At 59.6% G+C, this 19,146-nt stretch carries 16 protein-coding genes and 2 tRNA genes; 3 read left to right on the plus strand and 15 right to left on the minus strand.

Annotated features, from left to right (window positions below; genetic code table 11):
- Nucleotides 1-123 precede the first annotated feature (123 nt).
- Nucleotides 124-1,233, plus strand: a complete 1,110-nt coding sequence (locus BJ917_RS21155; protein WP_121104417.1) for a DUF2817 domain-containing protein — start codon at nucleotides 124-126, stop codon at nucleotides 1,231-1,233.
- Nucleotides 1,234-1,401: 168 nt separating this feature from the next.
- On the opposite strand, the gene BJ917_RS21160 is transcribed toward BJ917_RS21155, so the two are convergent.
- The 6 genes from BJ917_RS21160 to BJ917_RS21185 all read right to left on the minus strand — a co-directional run bounded on the left by BJ917_RS21160 (nucleotide 1,402) and on the right by BJ917_RS21185 (nucleotide 7,002).
- Nucleotides 1,402-1,478, minus strand: a tRNA-Met gene (locus tag BJ917_RS21160).
- 80 nt (nucleotides 1,479-1,558) lie between these two features.
- Nucleotides 1,559-3,019: an amidase gene (locus tag BJ917_RS21165; protein ID WP_121104418.1), complete on the minus strand. Its 1,461-nt coding sequence runs from the start codon at nucleotides 3,017-3,019 to the stop codon at nucleotides 1,559-1,561.
- A 60-nt stretch (nucleotides 3,020-3,079) separates the two neighbouring features.
- The gene (locus BJ917_RS21170; protein WP_121104420.1) at nucleotides 3,080-4,114 is read right to left on the minus strand and encodes an extracellular solute-binding protein; all 1,035 of its coding nucleotides are present in this window, start codon (nucleotides 4,112-4,114) and stop codon (nucleotides 3,080-3,082) included.
- A gap of 27 nt (nucleotides 4,115-4,141) precedes the next feature.
- Nucleotides 4,142-4,948 (minus strand): ABC transporter permease, encoded by an 807-nt coding sequence (locus tag BJ917_RS21175; RefSeq protein WP_372237747.1) that lies wholly within the window; start codon nucleotides 4,946-4,948, stop codon nucleotides 4,142-4,144.
- Nucleotides 4,948-5,868 (minus strand): ABC transporter permease, encoded by a 921-nt coding sequence (locus tag BJ917_RS21180; RefSeq protein ID WP_096509085.1) that lies wholly within the window; start codon nucleotides 5,866-5,868, stop codon nucleotides 4,948-4,950. The genes BJ917_RS21175 and BJ917_RS21180 overlap by 1 nt, the downstream gene beginning before the upstream one ends.
- Nucleotides 5,869-5,883: 15 nt before the next feature.
- Nucleotides 5,884-7,002: an ABC transporter ATP-binding protein gene (locus tag BJ917_RS21185; RefSeq protein WP_096509086.1), complete on the minus strand. Its 1,119-nt coding sequence runs from the start codon at nucleotides 7,000-7,002 to the stop codon at nucleotides 5,884-5,886.
- Between the two features lie 226 nt (nucleotides 7,003-7,228).
- Between BJ917_RS21185 and BJ917_RS21190 the strand changes: the two genes are divergently transcribed.
- The gene (locus tag BJ917_RS21190) at nucleotides 7,229-8,128 is read left to right on the plus strand and encodes a LysR substrate-binding domain-containing protein (protein WP_096509087.1); all 900 of its coding nucleotides are present in this window, start codon (nucleotides 7,229-7,231) and stop codon (nucleotides 8,126-8,128) included.
- 166 nt (nucleotides 8,129-8,294) lie between these two features.
- On the opposite strand, the gene BJ917_RS21200 is transcribed toward BJ917_RS21190, so the two are convergent.
- Nucleotides 8,295-10,352 carry a methyl-accepting chemotaxis protein gene (locus tag BJ917_RS21200; RefSeq protein WP_121104424.1) on the minus strand — a complete coding sequence of 686 codons (2,058 nt, stop codon included), beginning with the start codon at nucleotides 10,350-10,352 and terminating at the stop codon, nucleotides 8,295-8,297.
- A 333-nt stretch (nucleotides 10,353-10,685) separates the two neighbouring features.
- On the opposite strand from BJ917_RS21200, the gene BJ917_RS21205 reads away from it, so the two are divergent.
- Complete coding sequence (locus tag BJ917_RS21205; protein WP_096509089.1) at nucleotides 10,686-11,891, plus strand: MFS transporter; 1,206 nt, start codon at nucleotides 10,686-10,688, stop codon at nucleotides 11,889-11,891.
- Nucleotides 11,892-12,081: 190 nt separating this feature from the next.
- Here BJ917_RS21205 and ychF read toward each other — a convergent pair whose 3' ends face one another.
- The 8 genes from ychF to BJ917_RS21245 form a co-directional block, all read right to left on the minus strand.
- The gene (gene ychF / locus BJ917_RS21210; RefSeq protein ID WP_096509090.1) at nucleotides 12,082-13,182 is read right to left on the minus strand and encodes a redox-regulated ATPase YchF; all 1,101 of its coding nucleotides are present in this window, start codon (nucleotides 13,180-13,182) and stop codon (nucleotides 12,082-12,084) included.
- A gap of 22 nt (nucleotides 13,183-13,204) precedes the next feature.
- Nucleotides 13,205-13,789: an aminoacyl-tRNA hydrolase gene (gene pth / locus BJ917_RS21215; protein ID WP_007973893.1), complete on the minus strand. Its 585-nt coding sequence runs from the start codon at nucleotides 13,787-13,789 to the stop codon at nucleotides 13,205-13,207.
- Between the two features lie 169 nt (nucleotides 13,790-13,958).
- Nucleotides 13,959-14,558, minus strand: a complete 600-nt coding sequence (locus BJ917_RS21220) for a 50S ribosomal protein L25/general stress protein Ctc (RefSeq protein ID WP_096509092.1) — start codon at nucleotides 14,556-14,558, stop codon at nucleotides 13,959-13,961.
- A gap of 141 nt (nucleotides 14,559-14,699) precedes the next feature.
- A complete protein-coding gene (locus BJ917_RS21225; RefSeq protein ID WP_003171603.1) occupies nucleotides 14,700-15,641 on the minus strand; it encodes a ribose-phosphate pyrophosphokinase in 942 nt (313 codons plus the stop codon).
- Between the two features lie 46 nt (nucleotides 15,642-15,687).
- Nucleotides 15,688-15,762, minus strand: a tRNA-Gln gene (locus tag BJ917_RS21230).
- A gap of 36 nt (nucleotides 15,763-15,798) precedes the next feature.
- The gene (gene ispE, locus BJ917_RS21235) at nucleotides 15,799-16,650 is read right to left on the minus strand and encodes a 4-(cytidine 5'-diphospho)-2-C-methyl-D-erythritol kinase (protein WP_096509093.1); all 852 of its coding nucleotides are present in this window, start codon (nucleotides 16,648-16,650) and stop codon (nucleotides 15,799-15,801) included.
- A 1-nt stretch (nucleotide 16,651) separates the two neighbouring features.
- Nucleotides 16,652-17,269: a lipoprotein insertase outer membrane protein LolB gene (gene lolB, locus BJ917_RS21240; protein WP_121104426.1), complete on the minus strand. Its 618-nt coding sequence runs from the start codon at nucleotides 17,267-17,269 to the stop codon at nucleotides 16,652-16,654.
- Nucleotides 17,270-17,273: 4 nt separating this feature from the next.
- Nucleotides 17,274-18,998 (minus strand): tetratricopeptide repeat protein, encoded by a 1,725-nt coding sequence (locus tag BJ917_RS21245; protein WP_096509095.1) that lies wholly within the window; start codon nucleotides 18,996-18,998, stop codon nucleotides 17,274-17,276.
- Nucleotides 18,999-19,146: the final 148 nt, after the last annotated feature.

Below are 19,146 nucleotides of genomic sequence, written 5' to 3' on the forward strand. Positions count from 1 at the left end.
CGACCACCACGCAGTGACGCAAACCGGCGCCCGTGACAAAGACGTTTTTGCTCTTCATGAATGGGCGGAATGTCTGTAGGGTCGTTGCCAACAACCAGGCCAGAAAATCAACAAGAGGCAATCATGCACACCGAGTTCCCGACCCAGCCAAGCTACCGCTCCCAGCGTGAACAATTCCTCGCGGTGGCGACCGCGGCCGGGGCGACGCTCACCGAGTACCCACACCCGCTCAAAGGGCCGTTCGGCGAGGACTTGAGCACCGACGTGGCGGTTCTGGGCGATCCTGCGGCCAAACGCCTGCTGATTGCGCTGAGCGGTACCCATGGCGTCGAGGGCTACTATGGCTCGGGTTGTCAGATCAAATGGCTGCAGGAAATGGGCAAGCGCTCGTTGCCGGCGGATGTGGCCGTGGTGATGATCCATTCGATCAATCCCTGGGGCATGGCGTGGTTGCGGCGGGTCAACGAAGACAATATCGACCTGAACCGCAATCACCTGAACTTCGACGGTCCGTTGCCGGACAACCAGGCCTATGACGCGCTGCACGAAATCTATGCGTGCTCGCAGTTGCAAGGTCCCGAGCGTGATCGCGCGGATGCGCTGCTCGACGAGCAAGTCCGCCAACATGGCTGGCCGGCGGTGATGTCGATTGTCGAAGGTGGTCAACACCGGCATCCGGACGGATTGTTTTATGGTGGGCTGGCGCCGAGCTGGTCGAACCGGACGTTGCATCAGATCATTCAGAAGCATGTATCTCATGCCGATGTCGCCCTGTGCTTCGACTTGCACACCGGTGCCGGCGAGTACGGTCATCCGATGTTGCTGACGATTACCCAAACCGCCTATCCGGCGCTGGCCGATGCCCAGGCGATTTATGGCCCGTGGCTCTACACCTTGCAGACTGGCGCGCAGGCGCTGAGCGAAACCGGCGTGGCGGCCACCGCCACCGGCTACACCTCCCAGGCGTTGATCGATGCGCTGCCCCAGGTACGGTTGATGCCGTTCGTCATCGAATGCGGGACCTATCCGGGGGCGGATGTGCATCGTCATCTGCGCGACGACCACTGGCTGCATTTGCATGGCAATCCGAGTGATGCCGTGGGGCGTGAAATCAAACTGAATCTGCTTGAACAGTTCTATCCGGCTGATAGCGATTGGCAGGCGATGGTCTGGCTACGGACCTGGCAGATCTGGGAGCGGGCGTTGTCGGCGCTGCCAACCATTCGCACCTGATACCTGTAGGAGCGAGCCTGCTCGCGATGAACGAAAGGGCGCCGTGGGGCATCAGGCTGCCAGCGTCATCGTTCACGACCATCGCGAGCAGGCTCGCTCCTGCAATGCGGTCGCTTTTCTCGAGGCATAAAAAAACGGCCTACCTTTCGGTAAGCCGTTTTTAGTACTTGGTGGCTACACAGGGACTTGAACCCCGGACCCCAGCATTATGAATGCTATGCTCTAACCAACTGAGCTATGTAGCCAAGTGGCGCGCATTATTCACCGGGAATGCAGATGCGTCAAGCGTAAATCTAAAATATTTCTCTACACTATCAACCGTTTATCAAAATCCCTCGTTCAACAGCGGTGAAGGGCAGCGCTGAAACCAGCGAGTTGCCTGTTCATAAGCGTGGGCCAATTGCAGGACGGCGAAATCGGCCTGGTGCCTGCCGATGATTTGCAGGCCCATCGGCAAACCGTTCGAATTGAAGCCTGCCTGCACGTTTGCCACCGGGCAGCCGGACAAGGTGCCAGGAATCACCACCTCCATCCAGCGGTGATAGGTGTCCATGGCCACGCCTTCAATCGACGTGGGCCATGGCTGGGTTTTATCGAACGGGAACACCTGGGCACTGGGCAGTAGCAGATAATCGAAGTCTTCAAACAGCCGGGAGATCGCCCGGTACCAATTACTGCGATCCACGGAGGCGGCAAACACATCGCTGGCCGACAGTTTCAAGCCGTGTTCGATTTCCCAGCAGGCTTCGGGCTTCAGCAGTGCACGTTTTTGCGGGTCGGCATAGGTCGCCCCCAAAGAGCCGGCGACCATCCAGTGACGCAAAGTGCGCCAACTGCTCCACAGCTGCTGCGGGGCGAATTCGGGCTGCACCGCTTCGATGTGGCAACCGAGGCTCTCGAAGTCGGCGAAAGTCTTTTCGCAAAGTTCGAGAATGCCTTTCTCCATTGGCAGATAGCCGTTGAAATCCCCCAGCCAGCCCAGGCGAGTACCTTTGAAGTCGCGCTCCAGCGGTGCCGTGAAGGCGCTGCCGGATTCGGCGATGGACAGCGGCGCCCGGGCGTCGGCACCCGCCTGCACGGACAGCAGTAACGCGGCGTCGCGCACGCTGCGACCCATAGGGCCCTCGTAGCCAAGTTGATCAATGAACAGATCGGCACTGTCATCGAAGGGCACACGCCCCTGGGACGGGCGGAAGCCGAAGATGTTGTTGAACGCGGCCGGGTTGCGCAACGAGCCCATCATGTCGCTACCGTCGGCCACGGGCACCAGGTGCATGGCCAGCGCCGCCGCCGCGCCACCGCTGCTTCCGCCGGCGGTTTTACTCGGGTCAAAGGCGCAACCGGTGGCGCCGAACAGCGGGTTGTAACTCTGCGAGCCGAGGCCGAATTCCGGGGTATTGCTCTTGCCGATGATGATCGCGCCGGCCGCCTTGAGCCGCTCTACCATGATCCCGTCGCGATCGGGGATAAAGTCCTTGTACAGCGGCGAACCCAGCGTCGTACGGATGCCGCGGGTCAGCGACAGGTCTTTGACCGCATGGGGCAGGCCATGCATCCAGCCGCGGTAGTCACCCCTTGCCAGTTCGGCGTCACGCAGGTCGGCCTGAGCCAGCAAATCTTCCGGCGCTTGCAGGCTGATCAGCGCATTGACCCGCGGGTTGAATCGGTCGATATGGGCCAGGTAAGTCTGCATCACTTCCCGGCAGGAAACCTGGCGCAAGCGAATGCGCTCGGCGAGTTCATGGGCCTGCAGCAGGACCAGTTCGCTGATGTTATTAGAAGTCATTGCAACGCTGCCTTTCGGACGGCTGGAGAAACACCCCGTCACCGGACGGGGCGGTAGAAATCAACGCATCAGGCTGGTCCAGAGACGGTCGGCGAGGCGGATTGCACCTTCGCCGCAGGTCTTGCTGAACACCACCTGGGTGCCTTCGGGAATATGCAGCTCCGGGGCGTCCTTGAGGCTGGCGTCGAGGAATGGTTCCACACCCTTGATCGGGCTTTGGTGTTTGAGGAAGTTCTGGGTCATGGCGGCATTTTCAGGCTGGCTCAGGAACTCGATGAACGCCTTGGCGTTTGCCGGGTTCTTGCTGCCCGTCGGAATCACCATGTTGTCGACCCAGGCCAGTACGCCTTCTTTCGGGTAGAGGTATTTCAGGCCGGGTTTCATTTCCCGGGCGCGCATTGACGAACCGCCCCAGAACATCGACATGTCGACTTCGCCCGCGGCCAGGTTCTCGCGGATCGAGCCGGCCTTGGAGCTGTAGGTCTTGACGAACGGTTTCTGCGCCTTGAGCAGGCTCAGCACTTGCTGCATCTGCTTGGGGTCTTCACTGCACAACGGGATGTTCAGGTACAGGCTGGCCATGTCGATCTCATCGCTGACCGAATCGAACATGTTGATCCGCCCCTGCAACTCGGCCGGTGGCTCGTAAAGCACCTTGTAGCTGTCGGCCGGGCCCTTGTAGCGTTCGGTGTTCAGCACCACGCTGGTGGTGCCCCAGATGAATGGCACGGAATAGGCGCCTTCCGGGTCCCAGGAGGGTTTTTTCAGGTTATCGACGACGCTGGCGTAGTAGGGCTCTTTCGCCGGGTCGAAGCGTTCCAGCAGGTTTTCCTTGATCAGGATCGGAATGAACTGGTGCGACGGAATGGCCACGTCGTAACCCGCGCCGCCCTGTTTCAGCTTGGCCAGCAAGGTTTCGTTGGAGTCGTAGGAATCCACCGTGACTTCGATGCCGGTCTGTTTCTGGAACTTGGCGAGGATCTCCGGCGAGAAGTAACCGCTCCAGCTCACCACATTGAGCTTTTCCGCGGCCTGAACGCCGCCGGCCAAGGTCAACAACAACGAAGTCCCGATGCTTGCAATCAACTTGCTCATGCTATTTCCCCACGGTACGTAGAAGGTTCAGGTGTTCTTTTTGCCCAGCAGCCAGGAGAGGCTGACGAACAGCACCGAGACGCCCAGGATCAGGGTCGACACGGCGTTGACGTCGGGTGTCACGCCCATGCGCAACAGGCCGAAGATAAAGATCGGCAGGGTGGTGGTGCCGGCCTGGGAGACCATCATCGAGATCACGAAGTTATCCAGCGACACGATGAACGCCAGCATCAGCCCGGAGAAAATCCCCGGCATCAGCAGCGGCAGGGTGACCTTGCGAAAGGTTCGCCATGGACCGGCATAGAGGTCGGCCGAGGCTTGTTCCAGCGACAGGTCCATGTCGTTGAGCCGCGCCCGAATCGGCAAGTAGGCAAACGGGATGCAAAACACGGTGTGGGCGATGATCAGGTTGCCGTAGCCCAGGGACAGGCCGAGGGTGGAAAACAGCGCCAGCGTGGCGACGCCCACCACGATTTCCGGGAGTACCAAGGGCAGCATGATTGCGCCCATCGACAGTTGCAGGCCCTTGAATTTCGCGCCACGGGACGTGCCGAGGGCGGCGAGGGTGGCAATCGCCGTGGCGATCATGCTGGCGCATACGGCAATTAACAGGCTGTTGCCGGCCGCCTGGCGCAGGGCCTGATTGGCGAACGCCGCGCGGTACCAGTCCAGGCTGAACCCGGTCCACACCGTGGCAGACTGGTTGGCATTGAACGAGAACACCACCAGCACCACGATCGGCGCGTAGAGGTACAGGTAGAACAGGAAACTGAAGCCACCGAAGCCCGGAAAATCCTGCACACCCAGGCCGTTTCGTTTGAATGGACGCAGCATCATGCACCTCCCTTGGCAATGCGTTGACGTTCGGCGCGCAAGGCATACACCGTCAGGACCAGCATCACCGCAGCCATCAGCACCAGCGACAGCGCCGCGCCGAAAGGCCAGTTCCGTGCATCGCTGAACTGCCGGAAGATCAGGTTGCCGAGCATCATGCGCGTGCCGCCGCCCAACAGTTCCGGGGCGATCATCGCGCCCAGGCACGGCACGAAGGTGAGGATTGCGCCGGCGAAAATCCCCGGTCTGGCAATCGGCAGCACTACCTTGCGCAAGGTACGTACACGTCCGGCGTAGAGATCCTGGGCAGCCTCCAGCAGGCGGATGTCCATCTTTTCCAGCGTCGCGTAAATCGGCAGCACCACGAAGGGCGCGTAGGTGTAGACCAACCCCAGCAGCACTGCGCCGTCGGTGTAGAGCAGTTGCAACGGCTGGTCGATGACGCCAAGGCCTATCAGGCTGTTGTTGATCACGCCCGTGTTACGCAGCAACAGAATCCAGGCGTAGGTGCGGATCAACAGGTTGGCCCAGAACGGCACCGTGATCAGAAAGATCAGCAGGCCGCGCCGATGTGCCGGCTGCATTGCCAGCCACACCGCCACCGGAAAGCCGATCAGCAAGGTAATGAGGGTCGTCAGCCCGGCGATGCCAATGGAGCGCAGGGCGATCAACAGGTAAGAATCGGCGAAGGCCAGGCTGTCATCCAGTTGTCGTTCGAACAGCAACGAGGTGTAGGCGTCGCTGCTGAAGACTTTGTTCACCCCGCCGTAGGGGTTGGCTTCCATCAATGAATAGGCGATGACAATCAGGATCGGCACGATCAGAAACAGGCCGATGGCGATCAGCGCCGGGCTGACCCCGAGAAAGCTCTGGAACGCCCGACGACGCTCCAGGGTATTGGCGATCGGTATCGCGTGCATGGCAAATCCTCGTGCTCAATCGTGCAGGACGCTGGCGCTGCCGCTGTCAAACAACAGACCGGCCTGGGTGCCGACGGCGAAGCGCAGTTTGCGGTCGACGCAGTTGGGCGTACGCACGGTGAGGCGCGAGCCGTCGCTGAGGCTGACTTGATATTGCAGGTCGGTGCCCAGGTAAATCTGAGCATCGACCCGGCACGGCAATGCGCCTTCGGTGCTGGCAGGCGTCAGGTGCAGGCGCTCGGGACGCACGGAGAGCGCAACGCTGGCGCCGACCTGAACATCGCTGCAGGGCTGCGCCGGCAACGGATGCCCGGCGGGGCCGGCGAACCAGGCCAGGCCGTCTTCGACGCGAGTCACGGTGCCCTCGATGAAGTTGGTTTCGCCAATGAAGTCCGCCACGAAGCGATTGCGCGGCCGCTCGTAGATGTCTTCCGGGCGCCCGACCTGCTGCACTTCGCCTTCGGACAGCACGGCGATGCGGTCGGACATGGTCAGCGCTTCTTCCTGGTCATGGGTGACGAAGATGAAGGTGATGCCGGTCTTGGCCTGGATGGTTTTCAGCTCCTCGCGCATGGCCTGGCGCAGCTTGAGGTCGAGGGCCGAGAGTGGCTCATCGAGCAGCAAGACCTTGGGATGCGGCGCCAGCGCCCGTGCCAGTGCAACGCGCTGTTGCTGGCCGCCGGACAGTTGCGCCGGTTTGCGTGTGGCGAAGCGCTCCATCTGCACCAGCGCCAGCATTTCGCGTACGCGCTCGGCGACTTGGGCTTTGGTCATCACCTTGCCCATCGGGTGCGATTCGAGGCCGAAGGCCAGGTTCTCGGCGATGGTCATGTGCGGAAACAGCGCGTAGTGCTGAAACACCGTGTTGACCGGACGTTCGAAGGGCGGTCGATCGGCGATGTTTTCGCCGTAGAGCAGAATCTCGCCTTCGGTGGGAAATTCGAACCCGGCGATCATCCGCAGGAGGGTGGTTTTGCCGCAGCCGGAAGGGCCGAGCAGGGTGAAGAATTCGTTGTCGCGAATGTCCAGGTCGATGCTTTTCAGCGCCACCGGGCCGGTCTTCGGATCACCGTAGACTTTGCGCACCGAGCGGATGGACACCGCCAGTGTTTGCAGCGAATGCAGGGCATTCATGCGTTACCTCCGATTCCCCCATCGCCTGCGGATACGCTGAAATCAGCTGTGCCGTCGGGCCATGGATATTATTTTTTTGGGCAGGATCGAGATGTGTTCGGGTGTATTGAGCCAGCTGTTTTTTGTTTTGCTGTGCGTCGATTATCAGTGAGGGGTTGCGGGGGCGAAACTTCAATTTTAACATACGAGCTGTTAAATAATTTAACAGCAGAGGGTGCCCGCAACCATGCCTGATCACCGTTTACCGCCGCTGAACGCGGTGCGAGCCTTTGATGCGGCGGCCCGTCTCGGTAGCTATGTCGAAGCCTCCAGGGCGCTGCACGTGACCCAGCCTGCAATCGGTCGGCATGTGAAGTTGCTGGAGGAATGGCTGGGCACTCAACTGTTTGAGCGCACGTCCCGTGGCGTGACCCTGACGCTGGCAGGTGAGAAATATCACCGCAAGATTGCGGCGGCCCTGCAGCTGATTATCGAGGCGGGCAAGGAGGCGCGGCCCAAGGACGCCGAGCGATGGCTGCGCATCATGGTGGTGCCGGGGTTTGCCAAGCGCTGGCTGATGCCGCGCATTGAGGTCATGCGTCATTTGCGGCCCGGCCTGAAGTTCGCCATCGAGCCCAACTCCACCTTCACCGATGTCGACGGTAAAAGTGCCGACCTCGGCATTGTCTACGGCCTGGACGGACAATATGCCCATTCCCGCGCCAGCCTGATCCGCCCGCGGGTGTTCCCGATCTGCACCCCGGGTTATCTGGCCGGCATCGCCCCCATCAACAGTCCCGCTGACCTGGTGAAACACAACCTGATTCACGTCGATGATGGCGAGTGGTGGAACCTGTGGTTTGCCGCCCATGATCTGGATGTGCACCTCAACTCGGACATGCTGTACGTCAACAATGACCACGCGCTGTCGGTGGCCGAAAGCGGGCAGGGCATCGCGTTGGCCAACGAAGTGCTGGTGCGTGAAGAGCTCAGGAGTGGCGCGCTGGTGCGGGTGCTGGACGCGGAGGTCAAACTGGAAAGCTATCGCGTGTTGACGCCATCCGCCGAGCTCTCGGCGGACGTGTCGTGGTTTATCCAGTGGCTGAAGACCGAGCTGGAGCAGGACTTTCCGGAGGCGGTGATCTGAGGCCACCAGGCGTGAAGGTGCCTGGTTCCGCTTTTCCTGTAGGAGCAAAGCTTGCTCGCGATGGGGGTCCAGACGACGCGATCTTTAAGACAGGGCGCGTTATCGTTCACGATCATCGCGAGCAAGCATTGCTCCTACAGGGGAACAGGGCTTGCTCGCGATGGCTTCAACTCAGACGAAACCGCCCCGTATTTTCGCTCAACGCCTTGCTGCCCTGACTCAAGGTATCGGCTGCCTGATTCACTGCCCGTGCGCCTTCGAGCAAGCGGACCGCCGCCTGATCCACCTGCTGGATATTGCCGCTGACTTCATCGGCGGTGCTCGCTTGCTCGTCGACGGCCGTGGCGATTTGCGACAGGGTATCGGTGACACCCTGCACCGCAATGGCAATTTCCCCCAGGCGCTCACCGAGGCCGGTGACGGCTTGTGCATCGGATTGTGCCTGGCCGCAGGCGGCCTCCATCAGGCTAACCGCTTCGTTCACAGTACTGCGCAGGCTATCGACCGTGCCGGCGATCTGGGCGGTCGAGGACTGGGTGCGTTGCGACAGGCTGCGCACCTCGTCGGCCACCACCGCGAAACCGCGACCCTGCTCGCCCGCGCGAGCGGCCTCAATGGCGGCGTTGAGCGCCAGCAGATTGGTTTGCTCGGCGACGCCACGAATGGTGTCGACCACCAGTTGAATCTGCTGTCCTTGCTCACTGACCCGACCCAGGGCGGCTGCGGTATCGTTCAAGCGTTGGTTGAGCTGCTGGATACTCGCCGTCGTGATCTGGCTGTCACGGCTGCTGTCGGCGGCTATGCGTTGGGTGTGCTGAGCGCTTCCGGAGGCCCGCTCGCAGCTTTCGGCCACCCCTTGGGAAGTGGCGGCCAATTGCGTCGCCGCTGCGGCGATCTGGCTGATTTGCAGCTGCTGGGCTTCCACTTCACCGAGGGCATCGCTGGAGTGATGATTGAGGGTTTTCACCGCGTTGCTCAATTGCGACGTCTCGTGATCGACGTCCAGTAGACTGGTACGCAGTTGCACGACGGCGACATTGAGAGCGGTGCTGATGGCTGCCAGTTCGTCCCTTCCTTGTACCGGTACTTGCAGACTCAGATTGCCATCGCGCAGGGCTTCGGCCAACAGGGTGATGCCGCTGGCACTGCGGCGGATCGACGCCTGCAAACAGATGAACAGGTACAGCGCGGCCAGCAGCAGGCAACCAAAAATGCTCGCCACGACGATGAACTGGCGAATCGCCGACCCCTGGTAGTCATCCAGGCGGTGATCGAGCGACACCAGCGACTGCTGACGCAGCGCGGCGAGGTCGGTGAGCAGGGCGTCGAGACTGCGCTCGAAATCTTCCGGCTTGAGGGTGATGCTGCCGCCGAACACACCGTCATCGATGACTTTCAAGCCTGAATCAAGGCGTTTCAGGCTTTCGTGGTACTGCCCGGCCCAGGTTTGCAGGGCGCTGGGTAAACGCGATTCGAGCAGGCCAGCGGTTTTGACGAGCTGCTCCCGGGCATCGCCGATTCGACTGCGAAGGTCGCGCAATTGCAGACGGCTTTGCAGAGTGAATTGTCCTGACACCACGGATGCCTGGCCAACGGCTGCAAGGCGTCCGACCCGTTCGATCAGGTCCGGCGCATGCTGTGTGGAGATCTGTGTCAGCAGGTAGGTTTCCAGCCACGGTGCCAGTGTCAGGCGATTGTCCATGGCAATCTGCTCTCGCAAGGCTTGCAGGGCACTCAGGGCGCTGGTGAAGCGGTCGTAGCCGTCCGGCCACCAGCCGACGCTGCCCAGGCTCTTGGAGTCCAGACCGTTAAGGGCATTTTGCAGCGCCTGATAACGGGTCAGGGTTTGGCCCTCGGCGCCTTCCTGTTGCAGGGCGTTGTTCAACTCCGCGGTGGCTTGGGCGACCACAGGTTGAACGGCATCGAACGCGGCCATGGCGGCAAGGGTAGCGGGCGTCGGTTGGCGGTTGGTTTCGGTCGCGCGCCAACGCGCTGCGCGGTCACGTTGCGCAGCCAGCAGGTTATCGAGTGCATCGAGGGCAAGGAGTTGACGAACCCCGGCACGTTCGCCGGAGATCAAATTCAATTTGTCGCGATAGTCCTGACCGATCATCCACAGGCTGCCGGCCAGTGGCAGGATAAACAGCAAGAACAACAGCTGGAATTTACGCGCAAAACCAAAACGCCCCAGCAGTCCGATCCCCGGTGATAGAAAAGCCTGCATGCCCCATGACTCCTTTGGACACCACGCACTGTCGGCGTGCATCAGGGTGCGTATGACCCCGAATTGTGCCCCTTTAAAAGGCCTCGAAAGTTCACCCTCGCCAGCTCTGTAGGCCGACTCTGTGGCGAAACTTCCCATTCTCGGTCCCCTTTGTAAGGGGGCCGCGTTGAAGCGGATAAGCAAGGCAAGATTCAGACCATGGCTATGCGCTATCACTTATTTGGCGATGAACATCAAGGTCGTTAGCAGGCTAAGGGGATGGCGCGGCTGCACTGAAAAATGGCACATTGGCGAACCTGCCCGTGTGCACCCCTCTGTTGTCCGGAATTTCTCATGACTATCAGCAACGTTCAGTCCGCGCCTGCCACTTCACAAAGCAGTCCGCTGGTCATGCGCATCATCGGCGCAGTGGCGCTGGCGCATTTGATCAACGACCTGATTCAATCGGTACTGCCCTCGATTTACCCGATGCTCAAGGCCAGTTATGGCCTGACGTTCACCCAGGTCGGCCTCATTACTCTGACCTTTCAGTTGACGGCCTCATTGCTGCAGCCCTGGGTCGGTTATCACACCGACCGCCATCCAAAACCGTGGCTATTACCCGCTGGCACGATCTGCACCCTGGTCGGGATTGTGATGATGTCGGTGGTGGGCAGCTTCCCGCTGATTCTGTTGGCGGCAGGGCTGATTGGCATCGGTTCCTCGACCTTTCACCCGGAAGCTTCACGTGTGGCGCGACTGGCCTCGGGCGGACGTTTCGGGCTGGCGCAATCGACCTTTCAGGTCGGCGGCAATGCCGGCTCGGCTTTCGGTCCGTTGCTGGCGGCGGCGATCATCATTCCCTTCGGTCAGGGGCACGTGGCCTGGTTCGGCCTGTTTGCGGTTTTCGCGCTGTTCGTGCTTTACCGGATCAGCCGCTGGTACGCCAACCACTTGAACCTGTTCAAGCTCAAGCAAGGTCAGGCGGCGACCCACGGCTTGTCCAGGGGGCGGGTGATCAGCGCACTGGTGGTGCTTGGGCTGTTGGTGTTTTCCAAGTATTTCTACATGGCCAGTTTCACCAGTTACTTCACCTTTTACCTGATCGAAAAATTCGACCTGTCGGTGGCCAGTTCGCAGCTGCACCTGTTCCTGTTTCTCGGTGCGGTAGCGGCGGGGACCTTCTTTGGCGGGCCGATCGGCGACAAAATCGGGCGCAAGGCCGTGATCTGGTTCTCGATCCTCGGCGTCGCACCATTCACCCTGATTCTGCCGCACGTCGACCTGTTCTGGACCAGCATTCTCAGCGTGGTGATCGGCTTTATTCTGGCGTCGGCGTTCTCGGCCATTGTGGTGTACGCCCAAGAGCTGGTGCCGGGCAATGTCGGGATGATCGCCGGGGTGTTCTTCGGTCTGATGTTCGGCTTCGGCGGGATTGGCGCGGCACTGCTGGGGCATTTGGCGGATATTCACGGCATCGAATACGTGTACTTCCTGTGTTCGTTCCTGCCGTTGCTGGGCGTGCTGGCGATATTCTTGCCAAGAACCAAGAAAGCCTGACGATCCGCTACCCTGTAGGAGCAAAGCTTGCTCGCGATGGCCGTTACGCGTTTTGTCAGAAGCACCGCGTTATCGTTCATCGCGAGCAAGCTTTGCTCCTACAGGTTTTCATCATGTCTATTCATCAGGCACAAAAAAGCCGCGTATCAAACGCGGCTTTTTCTTGGGCGGGTGCTTCGTCTTGAAAAACTTAGACGTTGAAGCGGAAGTGCATCACGTCGCCGTCTTTAACGATGTAATCCTTGCCTTCCAGACGCCATTTACCGGCTTCCTTGGTACCGGCTTCACCCTTGTACTGGATGAAGTCGTTGTAGGCGATTACTTCGGCGCGGATGAAGCCTTTTTCGAAGTCGGTGTGGATCACGCCTGCGGCTTGCGGTGCGGTGGCACCGACGCGGACGGTCCAGGCGCGGACTTCTTCGACACCGGCGGTGAAGTAGGTCTGCAGGTGCAGCATTTCGTAACCGGCGCGGATCACGCGGTTCAGGCCAGGCTCTTCGAGGCCCAGGGCTTCGAGGAACATGTCTTTCTCTTCGCCGTCATCCAGCTCGGCGATTTCCGCTTCGATCTTGTTGCACACCGGAACAACCACGGCGCCTTCTTCTTCGGCGATGGCCTTGACCACGTCCAGGTGCGGGTTGTTTTCGAAACCGTCTTCAGCCACGTTGGCGATGTACATGACCGGTTTGGTGGTCAGCAGGTGGAAGCCCTTGATCACCGCTTTCTCGTCCGTGCCCATGTTCTTCATCAGGCTGCGCGCCGGCTTGCCTTCGGTGAAGTGAGCAATCAGTTGCTCCAGCAGCCCTTTCTGGACCACTGCGTCCTTGTCACCACCCTTGGCGTTACGCGCGACTTTCTGCAGTTGCTTCTCGCAGCTGTCGAGGTCGGCGAAGATCAGTTCCAGGTCGATGATTTCGATGTCGCGTTTCGGGTCGACGCTGTTGGAGACGTGAATCACGTTCTCGTCTTCGAAGCAGCGGACCACGTGGGCGATGGCATCGGTTTCACGGATGTTGGCCAGGAATTTGTTGCCCAGGCCTTCACCTTTCGACGCGCCGGCAACCAGGCCCGCGATGTCGACGAATTCCATGGTGGTCGGCAGGATGCGTTTTGGATTGACGATGGCAGCCAGGGCTTCCAGGCGCGGATCCGGCATCGGCACGATACCGCTGTTGGGCTCGATGGTGCAGAAGGGGAAGTTCTCGGCCGCGATACCGGATTTGGTCAGGGCGTTGAACAGGGTGGACTTGCCGACGTTAGGCAGGCCGACGATGCCGCAATTGAATCCCATGGTGTTTCCCCTCGGATAAGAGTCAGGCCTTCTGGCTGTGCAGGTTTTTCATCGCGCGGTTCCATTCACCGGCGAGGATATCCGGCAGCACGCCGAGGGCAAAGTCGATGCTGGCATCGAGTTTTTCCTGTTCGGCGCGTGGCGCACGACCCAGGACGAAATTTGAAACCATACTGGCGACGCCCGGGTGGCCAATGCCAAGCCGCAAGCGGTGAAAGGTATTCTGATTGCCCAGTTGCGCAATGATGTCGCGCAACCCGTTGTGACCGCCATGGCCACCGCCAACCTTGAGCTTGGCGACGCCCGGAGGCAGATCGAGTTCGTCGTGCGCCACGAGGATTTCTTCAGGCTTGATGCGGAAGAAACCGGCGAGTGCCGCCACGGCCTGGCCGCTGCGGTTCATGTACGTGGTGGGAATCAGCAGACGAACATCCTGACCCTGATGCGAATAGCGCCCGGTCAGGCCGAAATATTTGCGGTCCGCCACAAGGTTCACGCCTTGTGCGTTCGCGATGCGCTCAACAAAAAGGGCCCCTGCGTTATGCCGGGTCTGTTCGTATTCAGCGCCTGGATTTCCCAGGCCAACGATCAGTTTGATGGCAGTCACGATAGGGGCCCTTCATTGGAGTGGTGGAAAACATCGCCGCAATCAGGGAAAGCGGCGAAAGTGGACGAAAGTTGCTCATTTACCATGATGTAAACTCCGCGTTCTCGCCCGCTTTCTCGCTACGCTCTAGTCCGCGATGTTTCCGGTCACTCCGGCGTACAGAGTGAAATTACTCTGCAGCGCCTTCTGCAGCTTCTGGAGCAACACGTGGAGCGTGGACGTTGGCAACAGCCTTGTCATCGCCGTGTGCCAGAGCAACGAACTCAACGCCTTTAGGGGCGGTGATGTCGGACAGGTGAATGATCGAACCGATTTCGGCGTTAGCCAGGTCGACTTCGATGAATTCAGGCAGGTCTTTCGGCAGGCAGGAAACTTCGATCTCGGCAACAACGTGCGAGATTTCGCCGCCTTTCTTGACCGGTGCTTCTTCGTTGATGAAGTGCACTGGAACGATAGCGGTCAGTTTCTGGCCAGCGACTACGCGTACGAAGTCAGCGTGCATCACGTGGCCTTTGGCCGGGTGACGTTGCAGGGCTTTGATCACGACGTTTTGCTTGGTGCCGCCAACGTTCAGCTCGATGATGTGGCTGTAAGCCGCTTCGTTTTCGAGCAGTTTGGCAACTTCTTTGGCCAGCATGCTGATGGATTCAGGGGCTTTGTCGCCACCGTAAACTACAGCTGGAACCAGGCTTGCGAGACGACGCAGGCGGCGGCTCGCACCTTTCCCCAGGTCGGAACGCACTTCAGCATTCAGAGTAAAATCGTTCATGTTGTATCTCCAAAATAGCCATGACCGAGTGGCGTTTGCGACCAGCGCCGAACACGGTATGGGCAAAAAAGCCCCGCCCCGACAGGAATGCCGGGGCGGGGCGCTTTTCGTCAACGAGACATTTCGAGAAGGGCAGGGCCCTTAGCGGAACATCGCGCTGATCGATTCTTCATTGCTGATGCGGCGAACCGCCTCGGCAACTACCGGTGCGATATCCAGTTGACGGATACGCGCACAGGCTTGTGCTGCAGCGGACAGCGGGATGGTGTTGGTCACCACCAGCTCGTCCAGCACGGAATTTTCAATGTTTTCGATCGCCCGACCCGACAGCACAGGGTGCGTGCAGTAGGCGAAAACCTTGGCAGCGCCATGCTCTTTCAAGGCCTTGGCCGCATGGCACAGAGTGCCGGCGGTATCGACCATGTCATCGACCAGGATACAGGTACGCCCTTCGACATCACCGATGATATGCATCACTTCAGAGTGATTGGCTTTCTCACGGCGTTTGTCGATGATCCCGAGATCCACGCCCAGGGATTTGGCAACGGCACGTGCACGCACGACGCCACCAATGTCCGGGGACACGATCATCAGGTTTTCGAAGCGCTGATCTTCAATGTCATCCACCAGAACCGGGGAGCCGTAGATGTTATCTACCGGAATATCGAAGAAACCCTGAATCTGGTCAGCATGCAGATCAACCGTGAGAACACGGTCGATCCCGACTACGGTAAGCATGTCAGCAACGACTTTCGCGCTGATAGCCACACGTGCGGAACGCGGACGGCGATCCTGACGGGCATAACCAAAGTAAGGAATAACAGCAGTGATACGAGTAGCCGAGGAGCGGCGGAAGGCATCAGCCATCACAACCAGTTCCATCAGGTTATCGTTGGTCGGAGCGCAAGTCGGCTGAATAATGAAGACATCTTTACCGCGGACGTTTTCATTGATCTCGGCTGTAATTTCGCCGTCGGAGAATTTACCGACAGAGATGTCACCGAGAGGGATATGCAGCTGACGTACGACACGCCGAGCCAGATCGGGGTTAGCGTTCCCCGTAAAGACCATCATCTTGGACACGCGCAGTACCTGAAGGCTGAGGGTAACCTGGATGAGTATAGGAAAATGGCAGGGGCGGCTGGATTCGAACCAACGCATGGCAGGATCAAAACCTGCTGCCTTACCGCTTGGCGACGCCCCTGTATCTGTTGCAACGATTACCCTGTAATCGGTTCCTTTAGAGCAGACTTTGCAGCTTGCGATGCAACATCGAAATGTTGCTTCCTTTTGCTACAAACCCTGTAAGGGTCTCTGTAAGAAGGGCCGAGACTTTATCAGCTTCAGCTTTGCTTGGGAAGCCCCCAAACACACAACTTCCAGTTCCGGTGAGTTTTGCTTCGGTAAATTTACCTAACAAATTCAAAGCGTTACGTACCTCTGGATAACGCCTTGTTACCACCGGCAAGCAGTCATTACGACTGTTTCCCTTGGGAACGGGGCGCACTTTAATGGGAGGAGTGTTACGTGTCAACAACGGATCTGAAAAAATTTCTGCCGTACTTACAGAGACTTGCGGTACCAGCACGACATACCACGGTTCTTCGGGTTCCACCGGCGTCAGTTTCTCTCCCACGCCCTCCGCAAAAGCCGCGTGGCCACGCACGAAAACCGGGACGTCGGCGCCCAGGGTCAGGCCCAGAGTGGCGAGCCGATCGGCGTCCCAGCCCAGCTGCCAAAGATGATTCAGACCGAGCAGGGTTGTTGCGGCATTCGAACTTCCGCCGCCGATCCCGCCGCCCATGGGCAGGATTTTGTCGATCCAGATATCGATACCGAGCGAGCAGCCGGATTGCGCCTGAAGTTTTTTTGCGGCTTTTACGATCAGATTGCTGTCGTGGGGGACGCCTTCGAATTCGGTATGCAGACGAATGACGCCGTCATCGCGCACGGCGAATGTGATTTCGTCGCCGTAATCGAGAAACTGAAAAAGCGTCTGCAGCTCATGGTAGCCATCTTCACGGCGACCGAGAATGTGCAGCATCAAGTTGAGTTTGGCCGGGGAGGGCAACGTCAGGCGGTTGGCGTCCATGTCACATCCCCAGTTTGCGCGGTTGCCAGGCCTTGATCACCAGCGTGACATCAAGGTCGGTGCCGTGCAGCTTGATTCGCTCGGGCAACCAGTAACCGTTTTGCTCGGTATATGCGGTGTATTCGACCTGCCAGCCGTCTTGCTCGAGCGTGGCCAGGCGACTGTCGCCATCGAGCGTCAAACGGCTTTTGCTATCTGGTGCCGGGAGCCCGCGGACCCACCAGGCCAGATTGGAAACGGGGAGTTTCCAGCCCAACTGCTCTTCAAGCAGCACATCCGGGGACGGTGCTTCGTAGCGCCCCTGGTTGGCGACTTCCAGGGACACCTTGCCAGGCCGGCCGGTCAAGCGTGCGGCGCCGCGGCCCAGGGGGCCGGAGAGGCGAATGTCGTAGTAATCCTGGCGCTGCAACCAGAACAGCGTGCCGCTGCCCGAATCCTTTGGCGCTCGAATGCCAATCTTGCCGTCGATCTGCCAGCCGTCGAGGTTGGTGAGTTGCTGCTTGTGTTCGCGCCATTGGGCGGGGTTGCCCTGGCCTTCGACCGATTCACGGGCGCCAAAACCCGCGCAACCGGCGAGCAGGGCGATGAAGCTGAAAACAATGAGGTGGCGCAAAAACATAATCTTAAAGAGTCTCTGATCCGGTCAGGCGCTTGACGGTACTGCGCAGGGTAGGGCTGTCAGGTTGTTCCTTGAGGAACTTGCCCCAGATTTGTCGGGCTTCGCGTTGCTTGCCATTGGCCCACAGGACTTCGCCCAGGTGAGCGGCGACTTCCTGGTCGGGAAAACGCTCCAGCGCCTGGCGCAGCAGGCGTTCCGCTTCGTCCAGATTGCCCATGCGGAAATTCACCCAGCCGAGGCTGTCGAGTACCGCCGGGTCTTCCGGATTGATCTGATGAGCCTGTTCGATCAGGGCCTTGGCCTCGGCATAACGCGTCGTCCGGTCGGAGAGGGTGTAGCCGAGGGCGTTCAGTGCCATTGCATTGTCGGGGTCGCGTTTTATGATCGTTCGCAGGTCTTTTTCCATCTGCGCCAGGTCATTACGCTTTTCCGCCAGCATGGCCCGGGTGTAAAGCAGGTTGAGGTCGTCCGGGTATTGCTGCAGGGCTTTTTCCAGGACATTCCAGGCTTTGTCGCCCTGTTTGTTGGCAGACAGGGCTTCGGCTTCAATCAGGTACAGCTGGATCGCGTAGTCAGGTTGCTCGTCACGTTCGGCTGCGAGTTTGCGCTGGGCTTCGGCGGTCTTGCCGTTGTTCATCAGGATATCGGCCTGACGCAATTGTGCCGGCAGGTAGTCGTTACCCGGACCGACCTGGCCGTACTCGATCAACGCGCCTTGCGGATCGTTGCGCTCTTCGGCGATGCGCCCCAGGTTCAGGTGCGCCGAATCGACATGGCTTTCGCGGGCGATCAGGTCCTCCAGATAGCCTTTGGCTTCATTCCAGGCCTTGGCTTCCAGGCAGACCAGTGCCAGGGAATAACGCAGCTCGTCGTCTTCCGGGTATTGCTGGACCAGGCTTGAGAATTCGGCCTTGGCGTCGCCCATGCGGTCCTGTTCAACCAACATGCGCGCGTAGGTCAGGCGCAAGCGCTTGTCGTCCGGGTATTTCTTGATGCTTTTTTGCAGCAGCGGCAAGGCTTCATCGCCACGATCAAGGGTTTGCAGCAGGCGCGCGCGAAGCAGGATCGGAGCGATTTCGCCGTCGTCCGGGGGATTGTCTTCCAGTAGTTTCAGCGCGCTTCGGGAATCCCCATCCTGCTGCAGTAACAAGGCCTTGCCGAAAATCAGCTGGCCATTGTTCGGATGGCGCTGCAGCAAGCGGTCGAAACTCTTCATCAAACCGTTGCGTGTGTCCTGATCGGTGTCAGCCGCGGACAGGGCGAGGAAGTCGAAATGGGTGTCGCCCTTGCCTTGCAGGACTTTTTCCATATAGGCCATGGAGTCGTCATAGCGCCCGGCGCGCGCCAATTGCACGGCTGCGGCGCGTTGCGCCTCAAGGTCGTCCGGGGCGTTTTTCGCCCAGATCAGCGCGGTGTCCAGGGCAGCCTGATCGGCGCCCAGGTATTCGGCGATGCGGAATGCCCGTTCGGAGATGCCCGGATCCTGGGTATTGATGGCCTGGGTCACATAGTTATCCAGGGCAATGTCGAAACGATTGCGCTGGCCAGCCAGTTCGGCGCTCAACAGGCTGAAGATGGTGTCTTCACTGAATGAGCTGTAAACCTTGGGCTTTTCAGGTGCCGGGGTGCTGTCTTCGGCCGGCGGCGTACCGTCCGACGACCTCGGCATCAAAGCCTGGCAGCCGCTGAGGAAGACAAAAGCGAGAAGCAACGCGGAAGATCTATTCATATAGGAAGAGGACGACTAACCTGCGGTCGGATCATCATGACACAAGCCTTCGGCCAAACATAACCGGCCGGCCATTTTCCGGTTTATAGCGCCCTCCGTAGGCGCTGGCTTGCCAGCGAAGGCGCCCATTCGATCGCTACAGGACCTG

Source organism: Pseudomonas sp. WPR_5_2, assembly GCF_003634475.1.
Taxonomy (GTDB): Bacteria; Pseudomonadota; Gammaproteobacteria; order Pseudomonadales; family Pseudomonadaceae; genus Aquipseudomonas; species Aquipseudomonas izuensis.

What these genes read in the sequence shown, in the direction of transcription:
- BJ917_RS21155 (WP_121104417.1), top strand. Translation starts at nt 124, where the DNA reads ATGCACACCGAGTTCCCGACCCAGCCAAGCTACCGCTCCCAGCGTGAA.
- BJ917_RS21165 (WP_121104418.1), bottom strand. Translation starts at nt 3,019, where the DNA reads ATGACTTCTAATAACATCAGCGAACTGGTCCTGCTGCAGGCCCATGAA.
- BJ917_RS21170 (WP_121104420.1), bottom strand. Translation starts at nt 4,114, where the DNA reads ATGAGCAAGTTGATTGCAAGCATCGGGACTTCGTTGTTGTTGACCTTG.
- BJ917_RS21175 (WP_372237747.1), bottom strand. Translation starts at nt 4,948, where the DNA reads ATGCTGCGTCCATTCAAACGAAACGGCCTGGGTGTGCAGGATTTTCCG.
- BJ917_RS21180 (WP_096509085.1), bottom strand. Translation starts at nt 5,868, where the DNA reads ATGCACGCGATACCGATCGCCAATACCCTGGAGCGTCGTCGGGCGTTC.
- BJ917_RS21185 (WP_096509086.1), bottom strand. Translation starts at nt 7,002, where the DNA reads ATGAATGCCCTGCATTCGCTGCAAACACTGGCGGTGTCCATCCGCTCG.
- BJ917_RS21190 (WP_096509087.1), top strand. Translation starts at nt 7,229, where the DNA reads ATGCCTGATCACCGTTTACCGCCGCTGAACGCGGTGCGAGCCTTTGAT.
- BJ917_RS21200 (WP_121104424.1), bottom strand. Translation starts at nt 10,352, where the DNA reads ATGCAGGCTTTTCTATCACCGGGGATCGGACTGCTGGGGCGTTTTGGT.
- BJ917_RS21205 (WP_096509089.1), top strand. Translation starts at nt 10,686, where the DNA reads ATGACTATCAGCAACGTTCAGTCCGCGCCTGCCACTTCACAAAGCAGT.
- ychF (WP_096509090.1), bottom strand. Translation starts at nt 13,182, where the DNA reads ATGGGATTCAATTGCGGCATCGTCGGCCTGCCTAACGTCGGCAAGTCC.
- BJ917_RS21220 (WP_096509092.1), bottom strand. Translation starts at nt 14,558, where the DNA reads ATGAACGATTTTACTCTGAATGCTGAAGTGCGTTCCGACCTGGGGAAA.
- ispE (WP_096509093.1), bottom strand. Translation starts at nt 16,650, where the DNA reads ATGGACGCCAACCGCCTGACGTTGCCCTCCCCGGCCAAACTCAACTTG.
- lolB (WP_121104426.1), bottom strand. Translation starts at nt 17,269, where the DNA reads ATGTTTTTGCGCCACCTCATTGTTTTCAGCTTCATCGCCCTGCTCGCC.
- BJ917_RS21245 (WP_096509095.1), bottom strand. Translation starts at nt 18,998, where the DNA reads ATGAATAGATCTTCCGCGTTGCTTCTCGCTTTTGTCTTCCTCAGCGGC.